This window comes from Olleya aquimaris (assembly GCF_003259525.1).
Taxonomy (GTDB): Bacteria; Bacteroidota; Bacteroidia; order Flavobacteriales; family Flavobacteriaceae; genus Olleya; species Olleya aquimaris.
Window position 1 is genome coordinate 296,222 of sequence record NZ_QLLO01000004.1, and the last position, 22,509, is coordinate 318,730.

Sequence of the window (22,509 nt, forward strand, 5' to 3'; positions counted from 1 at the left end):
ATTGTCACCCTGAGCGCAGTCGAAGGGTCTTTTAATTAAAAAAAAATGAGCGAAAGCATCCAACTAAAAATTGAAAACAAAGTAGCAATTATAACGCTTAACAGACCAGAAGTGTTTAACAGCTTCAATCGTGAAATGGCGTTTTTACTTCACGACACTTTAGATGCTTGTGAGAAAAACGATGATGTAAGAGCAATTGTGTTAACCGGAAACGGAAAAGCATTTTGTGCTGGTCAAGACCTTAAAGAAGTCACAGATCCAGATTTAAATCCTGGATTTAAAAAAATATTAGACGAACATTATAATCCAATCATCACCAGAATACGCGATATTAAAAAACCAATTGTAGCAGCAGTAAATGGTGTTGCAGCAGGAGCTGGAGCAAACATTGCTTTAGCTTGTGATATAGTTGTCGCTCATGAAAAAGTAAGTTTTATTCAAGCCTTTAGCTTAATTGGTTTAGTTCCTGATAGTGCAGGAACGTTCTTTTTACCTAGACTTATTGGTTTTCAAAAAGCGTTAGCATTAGCCATGTTAGGAGATAAAATTGGAGCTGAAGACGCTGAAAAAATGGGAATGATTTACAAAATGATTCCTTTAGAAAATTTTGAAGAAGAAGTAAACAAACTCGCTGTAAAATTAGCAAACATGCCAACCAAAGCATTAGGATTAATCAAGGAGTTATATAACAAGTCCATGACTAACGATTTAGAATCTCAATTAGCATTAGAATCTAAATTACAAATAGAAGCAGCACAAAGTAACGACTATGCAGAAGGTGTGGCTGCGTTTATAGAAAAACGTAAACCTAATTTTAAAGGTAATTAATTGTCATTCAGAGCAAAAGCGAAGAATCTCACTAAATAAAAGATTACGTCATTCTGAACTTGTTTCAGAATCACATCAAACAAAATAAATCATATGAACGTAGGAATCATAGGTAGTGGAACAATGGGAAGTGGCATCGCACAAGTTGCAGCAACTTCTGGTTGTCAAGTAAAATTATACGATACCAATCAAGCAGCATTAGATAAAGCTAAAGCAGCTTTAGAAAAAATCTTATTACGTCTTATTGAAAAAGGACGAATCGATTCAGCTGAAAAAGATAGAATACAAGCAAATATATCTTACGTCGATAATTTAAAAGATTTAGCAGATTCCAACCTAACGATTGAAGCAATAATTGAAAATTTAGAGATTAAAAAGAAAGTGTTTTCAGAATTAGAAAGCTATGTTTCTGATGATTGCATCATCGCTTCAAATACGTCGAGCTTGTCAATTGCATCAATTGCTGCTTCACTTAAAAATCCGAAACGATGTGTTGGTATTCATTTTTTCAATCCAGCTCCTTTAATGAAATTGGTTGAGGTCATTCCAGCTATTCAAACTTCATACGAAACATTAGAAAAGTCAATTGATACTATTTCTAGTTGGAAAAAAACAGTAGCAGTTGCAAAAGATACACCTGGTTTTATTGTAAATCGTGTAGCAAGACCATTTTACGGAGAAGCATTACGTATTTATGAAGAAGGTATAGCAGATTTTTCAACCATAGATAATAGTCTAAAAACACTTGGAGGTTTCCGTATGGGACCATTTGAGTTAATGGATTTTATAGGTAATGATGTCAACTATACAGTAACCGAAACTGTTTTTGAAGCATTCTATTACGATCCAAGATACAAACCAGCATTCACACAAAAACGTTTTGCAGAAGCAGGATATTTAGGACGTAAATCTGGAATAGGTTATTATGAATATGATAATAACGGAAAGAAAGTTGAAGACTCAAATGTCATTCAGAGCGAAAGCGAAGAATCTCACGATGAAACTTTAGCAAAACAAATATTCGACAGAGTATTAGTCATGCTAATCAACGAAGCAGCAGACGCACTATTTTTAAATATTGCATCAGCAGAAGACATAGACAACGCCATGACCAAAGGAGTTAATTATCCAAAAGGATTATTAGCTTGGGCAGACGAAAAAGGAATCGATTGGTGTGTGAATAAAATGGACGAATTATATAACGAATATCATGAAGACAGATACCGTTGTAGTCCATTATTACGAAAAATGAATAGAGAAAATAAAACGTTTTTTAATTAAAATGTCATTCAGAGCGAAGCGAAGAATCTCATCAAAAGATTGCCAAGTCCTTTGTCCTCGTAATGACAACTAAGAACATGAAACCAGAACAAATCCCACATAAAATGCTTTCCCAAGATGCTTATAGCACTTGGCTAGGAATAGAAATACTAGAATGTGAACTAGGTCGCTGTAAAGTTGGAATGACCATTAGAAGAGAGATGCTAAATAGTATGAATAAAGCTCATGGTGGTATCAGTTATTCTTTAGCAGATACAGCATTTGGATTTGCAGCAAACACACACGGTAAATTTGCAGTGTCTATCGAGACAAGCATTAATCACATAGAAGCATTAAATGAAGGTGATTATTTAACTGCAGAATCGGTAATAGAAAAAGTAAATAATAAATTAGGCTTTAATATTATTGAAGTCAAAAGAGGAGATGAATTAGTCGCATTGTTTAAAGGTGTCGTTTATCGTACTCAAAAAGACTGGGAAGAATAAATAAATTTAAGAATTACGATTTACGAATTCAGATTAAAATCGTAAATCTTAAATCAAATATCGTAAATATATAAATGGAAGCATACATAATAGACGGAATTAGAACACCAATAGGAAGCTATAAAGGTACTTTATCTGCTGTTCGTACAGACGATTTAGGAGCAATAGTAATTGAAGAAATCGTAAAACGTAATCCAAATATTCCAAAGGAAGCTTACGACGATGTGATAATGGGTTGTGCAAACCAAGCAGGAGAAGATAACCGTAATGTTGCGAGAATGTCCTCATTATTAGCTGGATTACCTTTTACTGTTCCAGGAGAAACGGTTAATAGATTATGTAGTTCAGGATTATCAGCAATCATTCATGCAAATCGTGCCATAAAAGCAGGAGATGGAGATTTGTTTATTTCAGGAGGAGTAGAAAATATGACACGTGGTCCTTACGTCATCGCCAAACCTTCAAGTGCATTTGGTAACGATTCTAAGATGTATGATTCAAGTTTTGGATGGCGTTTTATCAATCCAAAAATGGAAAAGCTTTATGGTACAGACGGAATGGGAAACACTGCCGAAAATCTTGTAGAGAAATACAACATCTCTAGAGAAGATCAAGATAAGTTTGCGCATTGGAGCCAAATGAAAGCAACCAAAGCACAAGAAAATGGTCGTTTAGCAAAAGAAATTGTAACTGTAGAAATTCCGCAACGCAAAAAAGAGCCAATACAATTCTCAAAAGATGAATTTATAAAACCAACAACTACACTAGAAATATTAGGAAAGTTGCGTCCAGCCTTTAAAAAAGAAGGCGGAAGTGTTACAGCAGGAAACTCTTCAGGTTTAAACGATGGTGCAGCAGCAACCATAATCGCGTCAGAAGATGCAGTAAAAAAATACAATCTAAAACCATTAGCAAGAATTGTAAGTTCTGCAGTAGTTGGTGTAGAACCAAGAATTATGGGAATTGGTCCAGTGCAAGCTTCTAATAAAGCATTAGAAAAAGCAGGATTAACTATGGATGATATGGATATTATTGAGCTTAACGAAGCTTTCGCAGCTCAAGCTTTAGCTTGTACTAGAGCTTGGGGAATTGCAGATAACGACCCAAGATTAAACCCAAATGGAGGCTCGATTGCAATTGGTCATCCATTGGGAGTTACAGGAGCAAGAATAGCTTATTCTGCTGCTTTAGAATTACAAGAACAACAAAAGCGTTATGCACTGATTACTATGTGTATTGGTGTTGGACAAGGCTATGCTTGCGTAATAGAAAACATTAATTTATAGCAAATGTCACCTCGAGCGCAGTCGAGAGGTCTCAATTGAATGATATGAAAAAAATCCAACACTACGTCCAAGGAAACTGGACAACAGGAAAAGAAGAAGGAACACCAATCTTAGATGCTATTACTGGCGAAGCTTTTACTAGCGTTGCTATTGAAGGATTAGATGTGCCAGAAATTCTTAACTATGGAAGAACAAAAGGAGGAGAAGTCCTTCGAAAAATGACCTTTCAAGAGCGTGGAAACATGCTTAAAAAATTAGCTTTGTATTTGACCAAAAGGAAAGACCAGTTTTACGAACTAAGCTATAGAACTGGAGCAACCAAAGTAGATAGTTGGATAGATATAGAAGGTGGTTTTGGTAACCTGTTTGCTAATGCTTCGTTACGAAAATTGTTTCCTAATCAACCGTATCATGTAGAAGGCGATGCTATCGATTTATCTCGTGGTGGACGCTTTATGGCGCATCATATTATGGTGCCTAAAAAAGGAGTTGCAGTACATATTAACGCTTTCAATTTCCCAGTTTGGGGAATGCTTGAAAAATGTGCGGTAAACTGGATGGCTGGAGTTCCAGCAGTAGTGTTACCTGCGCCTTCGTCATCGTATTTAGCAGAAGCAGTTGCAAGAACTATTATAGAGTCAGGAATTTTACCAGAAGGTGCATTACAAATCATAAACGGAACGGTTAAAAATATTCTAGACACAGTCGAATCTCAAGATGTAGTCACTTTTACAGGTTCTGCTCAAACAGGAAGATTACTAAAAGCACATCCAAGATTAATACAAGAATCTGTACCATTTACCATGGAAGCCGATTCTTTAAATGCATCCATTTTAGGTGAAGATGCAGTGCCTGGAACACCAGAATTTGACTTGTTTATAAAAGAAGTCAGAAAAGAAATGACGGTTAAAGCTGGACAAAAATGTACTGCTATTCGTAGAATTATTGTACCAGAAAAATTAGTTGACGATGTACAAACTGCGTTAACAAAACAACTAGATAAAGTAACTATTGGAGATCCAAGATTAAAAGAAGTTAGAATGGGTTCTTTAGTCAGTCATCAACAAGTACAAGCTGTTCGAGATTCGGTTAACGATTTGTCAAAAGAAGCGCAAATAATTTATGGAAGTTTAGACGAAATAAATACCATTGGAGCAGATGCCAAAAAAGGCGCATTTATTAGTCCGATTCTATTACGAGCAGATAATCCATTTCAAAATACAGTGATTCATGAACGTGAAGCATTTGGTCCAGTAAGTACCATTATGCCTTATAAAAATCTAGATGAAGCTATAACTTTAGCGCAAATGGGAAAAGGGTCACTAGTGTCTTCCATTGCAACCAATGACGATAAGATAGCAAAAGATTATGTGATAAATGCAGCAAGTCATCATGGAAGAATTTTAGTCTTAAACAGAGAAAGCGCGAAGCAAAGTACAGGTCATGGTTCGCCATTACCATATTTAGTTCATGGTGGTCCTGGTAGAGCTGGAGGTGGAGAAGAAATGGGAGGCATGCGTGGTATTAAACATTATTTACAACGTACTGCCATTCAAGGTTCGCCAACAACAATAACTGAAATTACTGGTATTTACCAGCAAAACGCAAAATACAAGGAAGCAGAAAAGCATCCATTTCAATACCATTGGGAAGATATTCAACCAGGAATGTCACTAAAAACCCACAAACGTACGCTTACTGATAATGACATTCAGAATTTTGCCAATTTAACTTGGGATCATTTTTATGCACATACAGATATTACGTCTTTAGATGGCAGTATTTTCGAAAAAAGAACTGCGCATGGTTATTTCATTATTTCTGCAGCAGCAGGATTATTTGTGTATCCAAATAAAGGACCTGTAGCAGCTAATTATGGTTTAGATAGTATCCGTTTTTTACGACCATTATATCATAATGATACCATTTATGTACGTTTAACGTGTAAAGAAAAAGTAGATAGAGATGTTTCTTCCGCAGAACATCCTAGCGGAATCGTAAAATGGCACGTTGAGGTTTTTGATGCTAATTTTGAAAACCGACCAGAAAGTCAGAAAACAGAAAAAGATAGTCCGTTGGTAGCTGTTGCAACCATTTTAACTATGGTTCAGAAAAAACAAGAAATATTTGTTGAAATGACCTCGGAAAAGATTGATGAATGTTTAAGTAAACTGAAAGAGAGCACCAAACCAAAATGGGGAATCATGACACCACAACACATGATTGAGCATTTAGAATACACCTATAAAATTGCTTCGGGAGACATTCAAGATTTTGAGATTGCAACACCAGAAAAGATTTTAGAGAAAGTGCATCATAGTTTATATGATTATAGAAAATTCCCTAAAAATTCTCAATTTCCACAGTTAGAAAAAGATAAATTAGATGATTTAAAACATCCAGATTTAGAAACTGCTATTGAAAAATTTAAGCAACAAAGAGAAAAATACATAGAATTTTATAAAGAGAATCCAGATGCGAAATTGAAAAATTTGGTTTTCGGAGAGTTAAACAAATACGAAGCGTATTTATTAGAAAGAAAACATTTGAATCATCACTTTGAGCAATTCAATATTTTGTAAAAGATTGAATTGCTCAAAGCACCCGAGAAATCGGGTGTCTTAAAAAATAAAATAGAGATTTTGAAACACTATGTTTACATAATAAGTAATAAGCCAAACGGTGTTTTATATATTGGAGAAACAAAACGATTAAAGAAAAGAATAAATCAACATAAAAATAAAGCGCATCCAACAACATTTTCAGCTAGATATAATTTAGATAAGCTCATTTATTTTGAAGAATATAATACGGAAGCAGAAGCTAAATTAAGAGAAAAGCAAATGAAGAAATGGAATAGAATTTGGAAGATTGAATTAATAGAAAAAACGAATCCTACATGGAAGGATTTGTATAATAAAATTAAGTAGAACTAAAATTAATAAGATTCCCGTTTTCACGGGAACACTATCGTGATGACACAACCTTACGTAAAACTAGAAATCAAAAACGAAGTAGGATATATAGAGTTTTTTCATCCTGCTCACAATTCATTACCTGGAGATGTGTTAGCAAAACTAGCGCAAACAATCACAGAAGCTGGAACAAACGATGCTATAAAAGTAATCGTTCTTAAAAGTGGAGGTGATAGAACGTTTTGCGCAGGAGCTAGTTTTAATGAACTTATCAATATTAACGACGAAGCTACTGGGAAAGTATTCTTTTCTGGATTCGCCAATGTGATTAATGCGATGCGAAAATGTCCAAAGTTTATTATTGGTCGTATCCAAGGTAAAACCGTTGGAGGCGGTGTTGGATTAGCAGCTTCAACTGACTATTGTATGGCAACTAAGTTTGCTTCAATAAAGTTAAGCGAATTAAATATTGGTATTGGACCGTTTGTTGTCGGACCAGCAATAGAGCGTAAAATGGGATTAAGCGCCATGTCGCAAATCGCAATTGACGCCAATACATTTTATCCAGCAGAATGGGCAAAACAAAAAGGCTTATTCACCCAAGTGTATGAAAGCACAGTAGAACTAGATGAAGCTGTAAAAACAACAGCAGAACATTTATGTACCTATAATACTGAAGCGATGCTAGAAATGAAAAAAGTATTCTGGCAAGGAACAGATCATTGGGATGCACTATTAGCAGAACGCGCAGCTACTAGCGGACGATTAGTGTTAAGTGATTTTACAAAAGAAAAATTAAAAAGTTTTAAATAATATGTCATTGAGAGGACGAAGGACGAAGCAATATTATTAAAAGATTCTTCGCTTTGCTCTGAATGACAAGTAATAATTATACATGTTTTATTCTTTTAAAGGCTATACACCAGTTGTACACGAATCTAGTTTCGTACATCCTATGGCTGCAGTAACAGGTAACGTCATTATTGGTAAAAACTGTTATGTTGGTCCTGGTGCTGCTATACGTGGCGATTGGGGACAAATCATTTTAGAAGATGGTGTCAATGTTCAAGAAAACTGTACTGTGCATATGTTTCCTGGTAAGTCAATCACACTTAAAGAAAGTGCACATGTTGGTCATGGAGCCATCATTCATGGCGCAAATTTGGGTCGTAATTGCTTAATTGGAATGAACACCGTCATTATGGACGATGCTATAATTGGAGACGAATCCATTATTGGAGCTATGTCTTTTATAAAAGCAGAAACTATTATCCCTAAACGAAGCTTAGTTGTTGGAAATCCGGCAAAAATCATCAAACAAGTTAGTGATGACATGATCGCTTGGAAAACCAAAGGAACAGAATTGTACCAACAATTACCAGCAGATTGTCATAACACGCTTAAAGAAGTGGACCCACTTAGAGAAGTGCCTGAAAATATGAAAGTTCAAGATGATGTATACAAAACACTAAGAGAGACTTTCAAAAAGTAATTTTTGTTGTCATTCAGAGCAAAGCGAAGAATCTTATCTTGAGATTGCCACGTCATTCCTTCGTCACTTCTCGCAATGACATTTTAATTTACATTCTACTTAAATCTATCTCATTAGTTTCCTTTCCAGTAGACAGTGTAATCAAACTCTGTACATTACCTAGATAAGGTAATAAGGTTAATTTAGAAATAATAAAGGTTTCGTAAGCCTCAATATCTTCAACAACTAGCTTTAATAAATAATCAAAGTTCCCGCTAACTCTGTGACACTCAATAACCTCTGGAAAACTATTAATTTGAGAGACGAATTTTTCCAGATAACTTCTTGTGTGACCTTGTAATGTTATGCCTATAAAGACAGTCTGTTTTAAACCTATTTTTTTGTTATTTAAAATCGCGACATACTTTTTTATATAACCTTGTTTTTCTAGCTTTTTAATACGTTCAAAAACAGGAGTAGTGGTCATACCTAATTCAGTAGCAATACTTTTAGTTGTTCTATTGCTATTTTGTTGAAGTAATGATAGGATTTTAGTGTCTATTTTATCAAGATTGTGTTGCATAGAAAATTGTAATTTAAAGTGCTGTAAATTTACAATTTAAAAGAATAAAAATCTAAATTAAATTAATTAAAAAGATTAATATTCTTAATAAGTTTTAATATGAAGATATTAACATATTTAAATATTCAAATTGATTAATTTTATTTCTTTAAAACTAAATAGATTGGCTAAGTTCGAATTAAAAATGCCCAAAATGGGCGAAAGTATTACAGAAGGAACCATTATTAATTGGTTAATTTCTGAAGGAGATAGTTTTGATGAAGGCGACATCATTCTAGAAGTCGCAACAGATAAAGTGGATAACGAAGTGCCAGCACCTGCTGCAGGAACTTTAGTTAAGACTTTATTTCAGGCAAAAGATGTTGTTCCTGTTGGAGAAGTTATGGCAATCTTAGAAGTTTCAGAAGAAACTAAAACATCAAAAAAGCATGATGTCATTCAGAGTACTTCGACTTCGCTCAGCACAAGCTTAGGCGAAGAATCGCAGAAGAAGAAAAGTTTAAAAAAGAAACGACCTGTCACATCGAGTGTAGTCGAGATGTCTCAACCAAATTCATTTTCAGTTTCAAACTCAAACACATTTTTTTCACCATTAATTATTAAAATAGCCAAAGAACATCACATTAGTTTTGAAGAACTAGCACGTATTCCGGCAACTGGTCATGAAGGTAGATTGCGTAAAAGTGATGTATTTCAATATATAGAAGAAGGACGTCCATATAAATTTGCGCAACCTGTTGCACAACAGGATCCAACAGCGTATCGTATTCCGCAATTAAAATTCGATAAAGGTAAAGGTAAAGTCATTGAAATGGACCGCATGCGTCAAATGATTGCAGACCATATGGTGTATTCTAAACATACTTCACCACACGTCACAGCCTATGTTGAAGCCGATTTAACCAATATGGTTAATTGGCGAAATGCTAATAAAAAAGCGTTTCAAGAAAAGTATGGAGAGCGTTTGACCTTTACACCACTTTTTGTGGAGGCAGTTGCAAAAGCAGTTAAAGATTTTCCAAATATAAATGCTTCAGTCGATGGAAATAACATCATCGTAAAAGACGATATCAATATAGGTATGGCAACAGCATTACCTAGTGGAAACTTAATTGTTCCAGTAGTAAAAAATGCAGATACAAAAGATTTAAAAACCCTTGCAGCTAACGTCAATGAATTAGCAGGAAAAGCAAGAGATAATAAATTAGCAGGAGACGATATTAAGGGTAGCACGTTTACCATCTCTAATGTTGGGACATTTGGAAGTGTTATGGGAACACCAATTATTAATCAACCAGAAGTTGCCATTTTAGCATTAGGAATAATCAAAAAAAGACCAGAAGTTATCGAAACCGAAAATGGAGATGAAATCGCGATTAGAAGCATGATGTATTTATCACTATCATTTGATCATCGCGTAGTAGATGGTTTTCTTGGCGGAAGCTTTGTGCGTCGTGTAGCCGATTATTTCGAGCAATTTGATACGAATAGAAAAATATAAACTAACGTCACTTCGAGTGATTTGTGAAGTATGAGCAAATTGTATCGAGAAGTCATTAAAGTTCTCGATTCTAAATTGTAGAAAAAGCAATTTCACTCGAACTAACGAAAGAATAAATATTATGAGTTACAATATATCAATTACAAAAATCCAACAATCAAAAGTTGAAACTATAGATTTCAACAATATTCCATTAGGTACCATATTTACAGATCACATGTTTATTTGTGATTATGAAAATGGAAAGTGGACCAATCCAAGAATCGAACCATTAGCATTAATTCCAACACATCCAGCAGCTATGGCGTTACATTATGGACAAGCTATTTTTGAAGGGATGAAAGCAACAGTTGATGCTGAAGGTAACCCAATGCTGTTTAGAGCCAACAAAAATGCTGCACGATTAAATTTTAGCGCAGATAGAATGGGAATGCCTAATTTTCCAGAAGAATTATTTGTAGAAGGTTTAAAACAACTAGTGGATTTAGAACGTAATTGGATACCACCAACAGACGGAAGCGCCTTATATTTAAGACCTTTTATGTATGCAGATGAGCCATTTATTGGGATGCGTGCAGCAACACATTTTAAGTTTATTATTATGGCATCACCAGCAGGACCATTTTTTAGTAAGCGCATTAAATTATGGGCAGAAAAAAAATACATTCGTGCAGCCAATGGTGGAACAGGAGAAGCAAAAGCAGCTGGTAATTATGCAGCAGCTATACGTCCAACAGAGTTAGCTAAAGCCAAAGGATACGACCAAGTATTGTGGTTAGATGCTATAGAGCATAAATACATTCAAGAAGTTGGGACAATGAATATTTTCTTTAAAATCGATGGTAAATTCATAACACCAAAGCGTGATGGTTCTATATTAGATGGTATTACACGTATGAGTGTTATAGATATACTTAGAGATAAAGGTTTTGAGGTAATTGAGCGTACCATAACAATTGACGAAATTAAAGAAGCGTCCAAAAACAACACCTTAGAAGAAGCTTTTGGTACAGGAACAGCAGTAGGTATAGCTTATATTCAAGAAATTGGAGTAGATGGTGAAACCATTCATGTGTCTAACGAAAGTCCAGTTGGTTTAGAAGTAAATGATACTTTAAATGCTATCAAAACAGGTAAAGTCGAGGATAAATTTGGTTGGATGACTAAAGTTGAAAACGAGTTAGCTTAAAACACAACGTCACTTCGAGTGATTTATGAGGAAAGAGCAAATTGTATCGAGAAGCCATTAAAAAGATCTCGATTCACTATTTAATAAAAAATATCTGGTTGATATTTTATTAAATACAACGCCAAAAAACAATTTCACTCAAACTGACGATAGAAAAAAATAAAGATTTTGTAATTCAGAGCGATAGCGAAGAATCTCATTATGAGGTTACCATTCTTAGACTACGCTCAGCACAAGCTTAATCTTCGTCCTCGCAATGACAACAATGAAAATAAAGATGAAAAAAGATATTTTAGAAAAAGGATTTTCAAAACTCTGCACAGCAAAAGCTATGTCAGAATTATATGAAGCTAATTTTAAACAAGTTTCAAAATATGTGCATGCAACATCTAGAGGTCATGAAGCTATTCAAATAGCATTAGGATTACAATTACTGCCTCAAGATTATGCGTTTCCGTATTACAGAGATGATGCGATGTTATTATCATTTGGATTAGAACCTTATGATTTAATGTTGCAATTATTAGCCAAAAAAGACGATCCGTTTTCTGGTGGACGCACTTATTACTCACATCCTAGTTTAAAAGACGATGATAAACCCAAAATTCCACATCAATCCTCTGCAACAGGTATGCAAGCCATTCCTGCAACAGGTGTTGCAATGGGAATGCAATACATTGAAAAGCATGGTTTAACAAACTCGGTTGTCATTCAGAGCGACAGTGAAGAATCCCTAAAACCAATAACAGTTTGCTCACTTGGTGACGCCTCAGTAACCGAAGGAGAAATAGCAGAAGCCTTCCAAATGGCAGCTTTAAAGCAAATGCCAATTTTATATTTAGTCCAAGATAACGGTTGGGATATTAGTGCAAATGCAGCAGAAACCAGAGCGCAAAATGCCTATGAATATGCACAAGGTTTTCATGGACTTGAAGCTATTTCTATTGATGGCGCAAACTTTACAGAAAGTTACGAAGCTTTAGAAAAAGTAATAGAAACCATTCGTACAGAACGCAGACCATTTTTAGTTCATGCAAAAGTCCCTTTATTAAATCATCATACATCTGGAGTTAGAATGGAATGGTATCGTGATGATTTAGACGAAGCTCGTTCACGTGATCCGTATCCAGTTTTGAAACAACAACTAGTAGATGCTGGTTTTACTAATAAAGACATTGAAACGATAGAAAATTCCGCGAAAGCGAAAGTACAATCAGACTTTGAGAAAGCTTTAAAAGCCGAAGACCCAAAACCTGAAGATTTATTTACATACGACTTTGTAGCTACACCAATCACAGAAGAAAAAGGGACACGTGCTCCAGAAGGCGCCGAAAAAGTGGTGATGGTTGATTGTGCACTATTTGCAGTAGAGGAACTAATGCAAAAACACAAAGAGTGTTTGCTATATGGACAAGATGTTGGAGGACGATTAGGAGGTGTGTTTAGAGAAGCAGCAACTTTAGCACAAAAATTTGGAGACGATCGCGTATTTAATACACCAATTCAAGAAGCATTTATAGTGGGTTCTACAGTTGGTATGTCTGCTGTTGGATTAAAACCTATAGTTGAGGTTCAGTTTGCAGATTACATTTGGCCAGGATTAAATCAACTATTTACAGAAGTCAGTAGAAGTTGCTATTTAAGTAACGGAAAATGGCCAGTTAGCATGATTCTTCGTGTGCCAATTGGTGCTTATGGTAGTGGTGGACCATATCATTCGTCGTCTGTTGAAAGTGTAATAACAAATATTAGAGGCATTAAAATAGCCTATCCAAGTAATGGAGCCGATTTAAAAGGCTTGATGAAAGCAGCTTATTACGATCCAAATCCTGTGGTTATCCTAGAACACAAAGGGCTGTATTGGTCTAAAGTACCAGGTACACAAGGTGCAACCTCTGTTGAGCCAAGTGAAGATTATGTGTTACCTTTTGGTAAAGCTTGGGTCTTACAAGAAATTTGGAAGCAAGAACATGTAGAAACAATAACTATTGTTACTTACGGAATGGGAGTGCATTGGGCTTATAACGCATCTGGACAATTGGATATGCGCGACCAAATAGAAATCATAGATTTACGTACCTTATTTCCGTTAGACGAAGACACAATCATGAAATCGGTTAAGAAAACAGGAAAATGTTTAGTAGTTACAGAAGAACCTTCAAATAATAGTTTTGCCAGAGCTTTAGCTGGAAAAATTCAGGAAGAGTGCTTTAAGTTTTTAGACGCTCCAGTTATGACTATTGGTAGCGAGAATATGCCAGCAATTCCATTAAATAGTACCTTAGAGCAAACCATGATTCCTTCTACAGAAAAAGTAAAAGCTAAAATAGAAGCGTTATTACATTATTAAATAAACTATTTAACGTCATTTTTAAATGTGGTTTCAATCTACTTAGTATATTTGCAACATGATTAACTTAACAACATTTTTGTTTATAAGTGGTGGCGAAATTTTCTTCATTTTGCTCATCGTTGTTATGGTTTTTGGTGCTAAAAATATTCCGGAAATTGCTAGAGGACTAGGTAAAGGGATGCGCACACTTAAAGACGCGACTAATGACATTAAAACCGAAATCACTAAATCTGCAGAGCGTAACGGACTAGATACTAGTATTACACAAGACGTCAACGAAGAACTTAAAAAAGTTAAAGACGATTTGGAAGACTTTACTGGATCTGTGCGTCGTAAACTATAACCTATATTATTTGGGCGTTACCACAAGGGTCGCGTCATCCGTTATATCTTTTTTTGCCATATATGGCAGCAAAAAAAGGATGTCACTTCTACCGCTAACGCAATACACAACTACATTAAACTTACGGTTGGAGACTTAAAACTATCAATTTAACATCAAACACATAGTTTATTTAGTAATTCTTCATTTTTGTTAACTTTTTTTTAAGAATAATTTATATATTTAAGCATCAACCTTAAACTATATAAAAAATGAAAAAACCATTACTAAAACTATCACTACTATTGGTAGTATTTACTGTATTTAATGCTTGTCAAAACGAAACGTTTTTAGACCATCCAGAAGAAACTAGTAGTATTAATCAAGAGGAACCTTTAACCATTTCTGAGATTAACGCAATTATTAACGAGAGTATATCTACTACAGGTACTTTTAATTGGAAAGATGTCTCACCGCACACACTTTGGAGTGCTGTTATTAGAGGAAATAATATTTTAACCATAGGATATGGTGAAGAAGGCGAAAGTTTTGCAGAAGTTAAAACAGAACAATTAAAATCTACACTAGATAATATTTTGCAACTAGTAGAAAACAATGAAGGTTTTGAACGAGGAGAAAAAACAGTTTATGAACATGACATTATAAACGTTGTTGACGTAAAAGTTGAACAATTTTCTACCATCAAATTATTGTTAGATAGTGATGGTGTTAGATATTTAGAACCAAATGGATATAATCATTACGAGACCGTAAACAATGCACGTTCTAGTTCTGGATGCGACAAAGGAGCAGATTATATAAATCCAGCACATTATACAACTACAAGCCCAAACAATGCACAAATCTCTTGGCATTTTAATAAGCATAATATTCCTGCTGCGTGGAATTACAGTACAGGATCTGGTGTAACCATTGGATTAATAGATACAGGTGTGTCCGCGTCTCAGTCGTTATTAAATGGAAATGGTTTTAAGGATGGTTATTCATCTAATTCTAGATACATCCAAAAATACGGAACCTTTATAGACTCTAATTGGTGGTGGTCAAGTAATTATGATGGACCACATGACAAATGTGGGCATGGTACAGCTATGGCATCTGCTATGGCAGCACCACGTAACGATAACGGAATGCCAGTTGGTGTTGCATATAATGCTAATTTGGTAGCGTATAGAGCAACCGAAGATGTATTATTAAACGACTATCATGAGCGTAAAGGTGTATCTGCAGCATTGACACAATTAGGTAATAGAAGTGATGTAAAAATTATATCAATGTCTATAGGTTATGTGTGGTCTATTGGAAATATAAAAGATGCAGTACGTTATGCTTACAGTAAAGGAAAATTAATCTTTGCAGCAGGAGGAACGTCGACAAGTTTTACTAATGGTTTTGGAGTGATTTTTCCAGCAACTATGAGCGAGACTGTAGCAGTTACAGGAGTAGATGATGGACCGAATTACGACAGATGTGATACGTGCCATAGTGGAAGTAAAATAGATTTTACCATTATTATGGAAGGAGATAACAACACTAGTAAAGCGCCTCCAGTATTAGGATTTTATAATGGAGACAGACGTTATACAGGTGGGTCTTCTGTAGCAACAGCAACTACTGCTGGTATTGCAGCATTAGTATGGTCAAGACATCCATCTTGGTCAAGAACACAAGTGTTAAACAGGTTAAAGCAATCTGCAGAATTTTACCCATACAAAAATAGTAGTTTTGGATATGGTAATATTGATGCTTTACAAGCAGTGCAATAAGATTTATAAATATATTTAATCAAAAAACCTCTTTAATTTTAAAGAGGTTTTTTTGTTTTACAATTGGTAGGGCTTTAGTTATCCTTCTACATTAAAAAACACTTTATAATAATGCATTTTTTTATCTTCGTCATAACCACGTTCTAGATGCTCGCTGGCTGCTTCTGGTGCATCAATATCTAATTTTATTTGGATATTAGTATCTAATTTAATATCAGTTTTAATTTTCTTTTTTTCTTTGTTTAATACTTTATCAGAGACATCAAATTGATTTCTAATTAACACATTTTGCTCGGCTTCAAATTCTTTTTTATAGGCTTCAAAAAGGTCAATATGTTTGTCTTCTTCAAAAATATCTTCCTTAAATCTTTCGATATTAACAACTTCATTTTCTTTAAAAAAGTCAATGGTTTTAGCTAAAAAATCTGCTCGTTGTTGTGCGCCATAAGTAGTTTTAATGACTTCTGTAGAAAACTCTTTGCATAACTCTAAATAGTTTTGGGTATGACTATTATGATCGTCTGCATATTTTATATTTAAAAACTTATCTGTCCAATAAGCTGCATCATAACTATTATTATCTACAGTAAGAACAACTTTACCTTCAGCATCTCCAGTATTTAAAACAAGGCACCCTTTGTCTACCTTTTTTGCACTAATTCCTTTTTGGACTAACACATCGTAGCTATTGTTTTCTAAATAAGTCTGAAAAAAATTAAGTTTATTTTCAATTTTAAAAATTCCAACACCGTCAATCACCATTTCGTTATATTCTATGCCATCAAAATAAGCAACAATAACGTCTCCAGTTTTAATCTGAGCAGATTCAGATTGCTCATATAAATGCTTTACTATATTTACGGATGCATCTACAAAGTTGTCGTCGTCATTAAAAATTTGATTGGTATAAGCATTAATTTCATTAAGCTCGATATTAGCATGATGATTAAATCGGTGACTTTGTACCAAACTTGTAAAGGGTCTTAATAAAAAAGGCAACATCAGCTCGTAACTAGCTTCATCAAAATGGATTTCTTTTTCAGAAAATGCATTTTTTGTATCGTTATGTTTGTTACCAACTTTGTGTATAATACACTTTAAAATGGATGCTTTATTGCGATTAATCATTTGTAAATAGAACTAAAATTAAGATTGTACAATGTTACTAATTATACTAGAAAAAAAAGCATAAAAAAACCGAAGACTTTGCTTCGGTTTTTTACTTTTCTGTTGGTTTAATTTATCTTGTAAACCAAGATTGAATTAGTCTCTCCTTTTGTAACAAACTCAAGTTTAGAATCTTTATCGATATTTCCCAAATCAATAGTTGAGGTGCCATACACTGGAAAATTATTGATCAATTTACCATTACTGTCAAATAGCATCACTTTTTGCGTTTGCAAGTCGGTGGTAGATACGTAAATCTTGTTTTTGATTAAAAATAATTGAGCAGAGGTATAGTTGCCAAAATCTAATTCTAAAGTATTTCCTTTAATGTCTAATGTGTTACCACTTTGAGTAATCATAGTTCTTGTAGTAGTTTCTAAAACGTGGTGGTCTGTAAGATTAGTTTTTGTAATTGTAACATTACCTTTTTGGTCTATTTGGACGACATTGCCATCTTTGGTTGTGGTGGCAAATCCATTGTTATACTCAAAAACTGGTTGATTGGAATAGTTTAGATTGGTTTTGGGACTGACTCTAGATTTTCCACGTCTATCCAAAATGTATAATTTATTATCGGTTTTAAAAATTAGATAATCTTTTCTTCCAATTCTAATATGTTTTGGGGGCGAATTTAATGCTTGATTTGCTGCTTTAAAATTAAATCCTTTTACAGTTTTTCCTTTAGCATCATATAATAACACATTTTTACCCTGAGTAACAAACAAGCGGTAGTTTCTTTTGTTGTCATAATCAAACACAGAAAGCGGTTGGGTAATCTCATCGTTAAATGTCATAGGGAAAGGCTTAACCTCGTTTCCATTTCGGTCTAAAACATAGATGCGTTTAGGGGTTGCAAAAGCTAGTTGTAATCGACCATTTTTATACATGTCAATTTGCTCTATTTTACCTAAAACAGGACCGTTTAATTGCTTTTTCCAGAGTATTTTTCCTGTATTAGAAATTAAATACAGCGTATTGCTTATATCTTGAACTACAATGTCTTTTTGCTTGGTACGATGATTTTTTACAAACTGAGGATTATTTAAGACGTCCTGATCTAGCTTGATATTAAACAACTCTGTAATAGAGTTGTAATTATTTACTTGTTTGTTTTGCTGAATTACTGCATTAAAATGAGCAAAATCAGAATCGTAAACAAACTGAATAGCTGTTGTTTTATAATCTTTAAATTGAAAGTCTACAGTGCTATCAAAGTTTAAGTTAACTAAATTTTGAAGTGACTCAGGATTTAAAACTTGTAATATTGAAGCTTGGTCGCTTAAATTTGTTTGCATGCTTTGGTAATAGTCACGATGCGAAAAAGTGGTTTGGTTTTGATAATTTACAATGATGTTTTCTAAAGTTTCTGTATTATTTGAAAACACTATAAAGTTATCTAATATGCAATATTTTGAAGCTTCATTTAATTGAATAAAAGGTGATAAATAGGAGCTAAAAAGGGTAGGGTTTGAAAAATTGTAAATGGATACTTCTCTAAAAGTTTCTGCATTTTCTTGCTCGCTAATCAAAGACTCTTTAGTTGCGTAAATATCTAAACTATTAATAACTACAGCACTATTATTACTAAAGTAAATCTCTCCAAATTCTTTGATATAATCAAATAGCGGATTTGGATTAAGGATACTATCTTTTTTGTTGTACTTATTTAAATTAGTTTTTAGTGTGTTAAAATTATCAAAGGTGACACTTAAAAAACCGTGACTATTGGAAGGTGTTATTTGTGCTAACTGATTATCTTGTGGATGAGTGTTTTTAAATACATTTATTAGGCTGTTTAAACTATCTGTTGCTTTGGTAAGTCCATTTAAAATTAGTTGATTTTGGGTGATTTCTGCATCAAATGTTAAGGATTCTGTAAATGAGTTAAAATCTAATGCTTCATTTATAAATAACTGTTTAAAAGGACTTTTTGCATTGATCAACACAGAAAATGAAGCATCTAGATCTTGAGTAGCAATTAAAGTTCTAACAGAAGTGTTTTTGGTTTTAGAATGTATTAATTGTTCTAAATGTACACTATCACTTGCTCCAATAACAATACCCTCAATTTTGGTAATAAATATAGATTGATTGTTTTCTGTAATCTTTTCTGCAGATATTTTTTTTAATTTTAAGGGTTCTCTATTTAGTTTTAAACTGTCTAAAGTGAATATAGAATCTTTTATTCGTGTTGCAAAACTAAACTGAATACTGTCTTTTTTATCTTTAAAAAAGTTAATGTAAATACGTTGATCACTTTTTAGGTAATTTAAAAACTTAAGTTCGCTAGAGATATTTTTATAAGTAATGGTTTTAGACAATTGCGTAATAAAATGATTGTTGGTGGTATTACTTTTGAAATTTTCTAGATTGTTAATACTTAACACAAAGTCTGCATCGCTAAAAATAAAATCGTCTATATTATTTTTTTTGGAAGAAGATTCACAGGAAAATAGAAATAAAACAAAAAGGAAACTGTACCAAAAGTGTTTCATAAAAGCTGAGGGTTTATGCAAATATAATAAGTTAGAGTTCTAATTTCAATTGTTCTTGCAATAGTCTAAAGCTTTTTCTATGGTATTTGGTTATCCCATACTTTTTTATAGCTTCACGATGTTCTTTGGTTGGGTAGCCTTTATTTTGTTTCCAATTATACATCGGAAACTCTTCATGTATTTTATTCATATAAGCATCTCTATATGTTTTTGCTAAAACAGAAGCAGCAGCTATGCTTAAGTATTTTCCATCACCTTTAATAATGGTTTCAAATGGAATATTATTAAATGGTTTAAATTTATTTCCGTCAACTATTATAAATTCTGGGGTTTTACTTAAGGCTTCAATCGATTTATGCATCGCTAAAATTGAGGCATTTAAAATATTAATCTTGTCAATATCTTCCTGAAACACATGTGCAAATCCAAAACATAAAGCTTCGTCCTCTATAATAGGTCGTAGTAAATCTCTTTTTTTTTCGCTAATTTGTTTAGAATCATTAAGTAATTCGTTTTTAAAATTTGGTTTTAAAATCACCGCTGCAGCTGTTACAGGTCCTGCAAGACAACCACGTCCCGCTTCGTCTGTACCGCATTCAATATTAAAGTTAGAATGTTTTAATTTAAGCATTAAATAAACAGGAAGTTTTTACGTTATTATAATTCAAAATTGTGCCTTTCTTAACAGAAAACTTAAAACCATAAAGATATTTGCTATTTTTGGCAAAATAAATGATTCAGCTTAAAATTAAAGGTCTAAAATAGTTACCATTTAATGAAAAAAATAATTTTCTCTCTTCTTTTAATAACTTTTGCAGGTGTAGCTTTTGCACAAACACCCAGAAAATTATCAAAATCAAATTCTAGTTTAAATAAATCCGACCAAGCATTACAAGATAGCTTAAGCCAAGGAAATGTTATTAAAAGCAAAGGAGTTAAAAATTTAGACGCTAAAATAATAGATTACTTAATTATAACTAATCAAAGAGATACTATTTATTTAGACACAACTTTAACCATAAATAAAGAGTATAAGTTTAACTATTTAAGACAAGATAACTTTGGATTAATGCCTTTTGCAAATGTTGGTCAAAGTTATAACCGACTAACTTACAATTTTGAAAACACAAATCTAATTCCTGGATTTGGTGCAAAAGCTAAGCATTTTAATTACATGGATGCAGATGACATTAATTCTTTTCATGTACCAACTCCATTAACAGAGTTGTACTTTAAAACAGCGTTTACTCAAGGTCAGCAATTAGATGCATTTTTTACAACTAACACTTCCAGACAATTAAATATGTCTATAGGGTATAAAGGATTAAGGTCTTTAGGGTTTTATCAAAATTCTTTAACTAGTACAGGAAATTTAAGAATCAGAGCAAGCTATAAGACAAAAAACAAAAGATATGTAGTAAATACTCACTTTACATCTCAAGATTTTTCTAATCAAGAAAATGGAGGGTTAACAGATAGTAATATTGATTTTTTTGAATCTGGAGATGAAGACTTTTTAGATAGAGGTGTTCTAGAAGTTAATTTTCAAGATGCAGAAAATTTACTGCTTGGCAAACGATTTTATTTAAACCAAAGTTATGATGTATTAAGACCTAAAGATTCAATAAGCTCTAACAAAATACAATTAGCACATGTCATGATGTTAGAAGATAAAATTTATACTTATGACCAAACATCTGCAAATACAGATTATTTTGGAGAGGCATTTCAAACCTCAAATATAAAAGACAGGACAGAGCTAGAGCAATTCACAAACCAATTACAATTAAACTATAGTAATGCTACAATCGGTAATCTTCAATTTAATGCTACGCATAATAATTATAATTATGGTTACGATAGGATAGTTTTTATAAATCAAAACGTAATTCCAAATAGGTTAAAAGGAGACATATTATCCATAGGTGGAAAATATAACAAAAACTATAAAGGATTTAACCTAAACGGAGAAGCTGGATTAAATGTTTCTGGAGATTTTGAAGGTAACTTTATATCCGGAACAGCAGCTTACCAATTAAATAAAGATATAAAAGTCTCAGCAAACATCAATCATAGTTCTGTAGCACCAGATTTTAATACCTTATTATATCAAAGTGATTATAAAAACTATAATTGGCGTAATCAGTTTAATAATATTAAGACACAACAAATAGTAATTAAACTACAATCTAATAAATATGCAAACATAACATTAGATTTAAGTACTATAAACGATTATGTATATTTTGCAAAGGATCAAGATCAAGCAGTTAGAGCATTTCAAAACAAAGAAGCCATTACCTATTTAAAACTAAAACTTCAAAAAGAAATCCGTTATAACAATTTTGCGCTAGACAATACAATCCTATATCAAACAGTTCAAGATAATTCAAACTCGCTTAATGTTCCACAATTAGTTACCAGAAACACGTTTTACTACTCAAATCATGTGTTTAAAAAAGCAATGTTTTTACAGACAGGTATAATATTTAATTATTTCACAGCTTATAACATGGATGGTTATGATCCACTACTATCAGAATTTTACACTCAAAATCAACAAGAATTAGGTGGTTTTCCAAGATTAGATTTCTTTATTAATGCAAAAATAAGACAGACAAGAATTTTTCTTAAGGCCGAACACTTTAACGCAGCCTTCACTGGACGTAACTATTATTCAGCACCCAATCAACCCTTTCGTGATTTCACAGTCCGTTTTGGATTAGTCTGGAATTTTTTCTTGTAATCATTATAGCGTTCCCCAAAAAAGGGTCGGGCTTTCCATTATATCTTTTTTTTGCCATATATGTCATCAAAAAAAAGGATGTCATTGCAATCCCTAACGC

At 33.3% G+C, this 22,509-nt stretch carries 18 protein-coding genes; 14 read left to right on the top strand and 4 right to left on the bottom strand.

What is annotated here, in order from left to right; genetic code table 11:
* Nucleotides 1-45: 45 nt before the first annotated feature.
* From LY08_RS07760 to LY08_RS07795, 8 genes are all read left to right on the top strand, one after another.
* Nucleotides 46-828, top strand: a complete 783-nt coding sequence (locus tag LY08_RS07760) for an enoyl-CoA hydratase-related protein (protein WP_111659881.1) — start codon at nt 46-48, stop codon at nt 826-828.
* 93 nt (nt 829-921) lie between these two features.
* Nucleotides 922-2,109, top strand: coding sequence for a 3-hydroxyacyl-CoA dehydrogenase NAD-binding domain-containing protein (locus LY08_RS07765; protein ID WP_111659882.1), 1,188 nt, complete (start codon nt 922-924; stop codon nt 2,107-2,109).
* A gap of 77 nt (nt 2,110-2,186) precedes the next feature.
* Nucleotides 2,187-2,594 carry a PaaI family thioesterase gene (locus tag LY08_RS07770; RefSeq protein ID WP_111659883.1) on the top strand — a complete coding sequence of 136 codons (408 nt, stop codon included), beginning with the start codon at nt 2,187-2,189 and terminating at the stop codon, nt 2,592-2,594.
* 74 nt (nt 2,595-2,668) lie between these two features.
* Nucleotides 2,669-3,880 (top strand): 3-oxoadipyl-CoA thiolase, encoded by a 1,212-nt coding sequence (gene pcaF, locus LY08_RS07775; RefSeq protein ID WP_111659884.1) that lies wholly within the window; start codon nt 2,669-2,671, stop codon nt 3,878-3,880.
* A gap of 44 nt (nt 3,881-3,924) precedes the next feature.
* Nucleotides 3,925-6,462: a phenylacetic acid degradation bifunctional protein PaaZ gene (gene paaZ / locus LY08_RS07780; RefSeq protein WP_111659885.1), complete on the top strand. Its 2,538-nt coding sequence runs from the start codon at nt 3,925-3,927 to the stop codon at nt 6,460-6,462.
* 9 nt (nt 6,463-6,471) lie between these two features.
* The gene (locus LY08_RS07785) at nt 6,472-6,810 is read left to right on the top strand and encodes a GIY-YIG nuclease family protein (protein WP_245907570.1); all 339 of its coding nucleotides are present in this window, start codon (nt 6,472-6,474) and stop codon (nt 6,808-6,810) included.
* A 45-nt stretch (nt 6,811-6,855) separates the two neighbouring features.
* The gene (locus LY08_RS07790; RefSeq protein WP_111659886.1) at nt 6,856-7,608 is read left to right on the top strand and encodes an enoyl-CoA hydratase/isomerase family protein; all 753 of its coding nucleotides are present in this window, start codon (nt 6,856-6,858) and stop codon (nt 7,606-7,608) included.
* A gap of 82 nt (nt 7,609-7,690) precedes the next feature.
* Nucleotides 7,691-8,287, top strand: coding sequence for an acyltransferase (locus LY08_RS07795; protein ID WP_111659887.1), 597 nt, complete (start codon nt 7,691-7,693; stop codon nt 8,285-8,287).
* A gap of 88 nt (nt 8,288-8,375) precedes the next feature.
* On the opposite strand, the gene LY08_RS07800 is transcribed toward LY08_RS07795, so the two are convergent.
* Nucleotides 8,376-8,849 carry an Lrp/AsnC family transcriptional regulator gene (locus tag LY08_RS07800; protein ID WP_111659888.1) on the bottom strand — a complete coding sequence of 158 codons (474 nt, stop codon included), beginning with the start codon at nt 8,847-8,849 and terminating at the stop codon, nt 8,376-8,378.
* A gap of 184 nt (nt 8,850-9,033) precedes the next feature.
* On the opposite strand from LY08_RS07800, the gene LY08_RS07805 reads away from it, so the two are divergent.
* The 5 genes from LY08_RS07805 to LY08_RS07825 all read left to right on the top strand — a co-directional run bounded on the left by LY08_RS07805 (nt 9,034) and on the right by LY08_RS07825 (nt 16,001).
* Nucleotides 9,034-10,350, top strand: a complete 1,317-nt coding sequence (locus tag LY08_RS07805; RefSeq protein ID WP_111659889.1) for a dihydrolipoamide acetyltransferase family protein — start codon at nt 9,034-9,036, stop codon at nt 10,348-10,350.
* Nucleotides 10,351-10,471: 121 nt separating this feature from the next.
* Nucleotides 10,472-11,539 carry a branched-chain amino acid aminotransferase gene (locus tag LY08_RS07810; protein WP_111659890.1) on the top strand — a complete coding sequence of 356 codons (1,068 nt, stop codon included), beginning with the start codon at nt 10,472-10,474 and terminating at the stop codon, nt 11,537-11,539.
* Between the two features lie 277 nt (nt 11,540-11,816).
* Entirely contained in the window at nt 11,817-13,889 is a 2,073-nt protein-coding gene (locus LY08_RS07815; protein WP_245907571.1) for an alpha-ketoacid dehydrogenase subunit alpha/beta, read from the top strand.
* Between the two features lie 58 nt (nt 13,890-13,947).
* Nucleotides 13,948-14,235, top strand: a complete 288-nt coding sequence (locus LY08_RS07820; RefSeq protein ID WP_111659891.1) for a Sec-independent protein translocase subunit TatA/TatB — start codon at nt 13,948-13,950, stop codon at nt 14,233-14,235.
* A gap of 251 nt (nt 14,236-14,486) precedes the next feature.
* Nucleotides 14,487-16,001, top strand: coding sequence for a S8 family peptidase (locus LY08_RS07825; RefSeq protein WP_111659892.1), 1,515 nt, complete (start codon nt 14,487-14,489; stop codon nt 15,999-16,001).
* Nucleotides 16,002-16,079: 78 nt separating this feature from the next.
* Here LY08_RS07825 and LY08_RS07830 read toward each other — a convergent pair whose 3' ends face one another.
* From LY08_RS07830 to LY08_RS07840, 3 genes are all read right to left on the bottom strand, one after another.
* Nucleotides 16,080-17,129 (bottom strand): nucleoid-associated protein, encoded by a 1,050-nt coding sequence (locus LY08_RS07830; RefSeq protein ID WP_111659893.1) that lies wholly within the window; start codon nt 17,127-17,129, stop codon nt 16,080-16,082.
* Nucleotides 17,130-17,236: 107 nt separating this feature from the next.
* Nucleotides 17,237-19,663, bottom strand: a complete 2,427-nt coding sequence (locus tag LY08_RS07835) for a ribonuclease HII (protein WP_111659894.1) — start codon at nt 19,661-19,663, stop codon at nt 17,237-17,239.
* A gap of 31 nt (nt 19,664-19,694) precedes the next feature.
* A complete protein-coding gene (locus LY08_RS07840) occupies nt 19,695-20,294 on the bottom strand; it encodes a ribonuclease HII (protein ID WP_111659895.1) in 600 nt (199 codons plus the stop codon).
* A 144-nt stretch (nt 20,295-20,438) separates the two neighbouring features.
* On the opposite strand from LY08_RS07840, the gene LY08_RS07845 reads away from it, so the two are divergent.
* On the top strand, nt 20,439-22,409 hold the full coding sequence (locus tag LY08_RS07845) for a putative porin (protein WP_111659896.1): 1,971 nt from the start codon (nt 20,439-20,441) through the stop codon (nt 22,407-22,409).
* Nucleotides 22,410-22,509 lie beyond the last annotated feature (100 nt).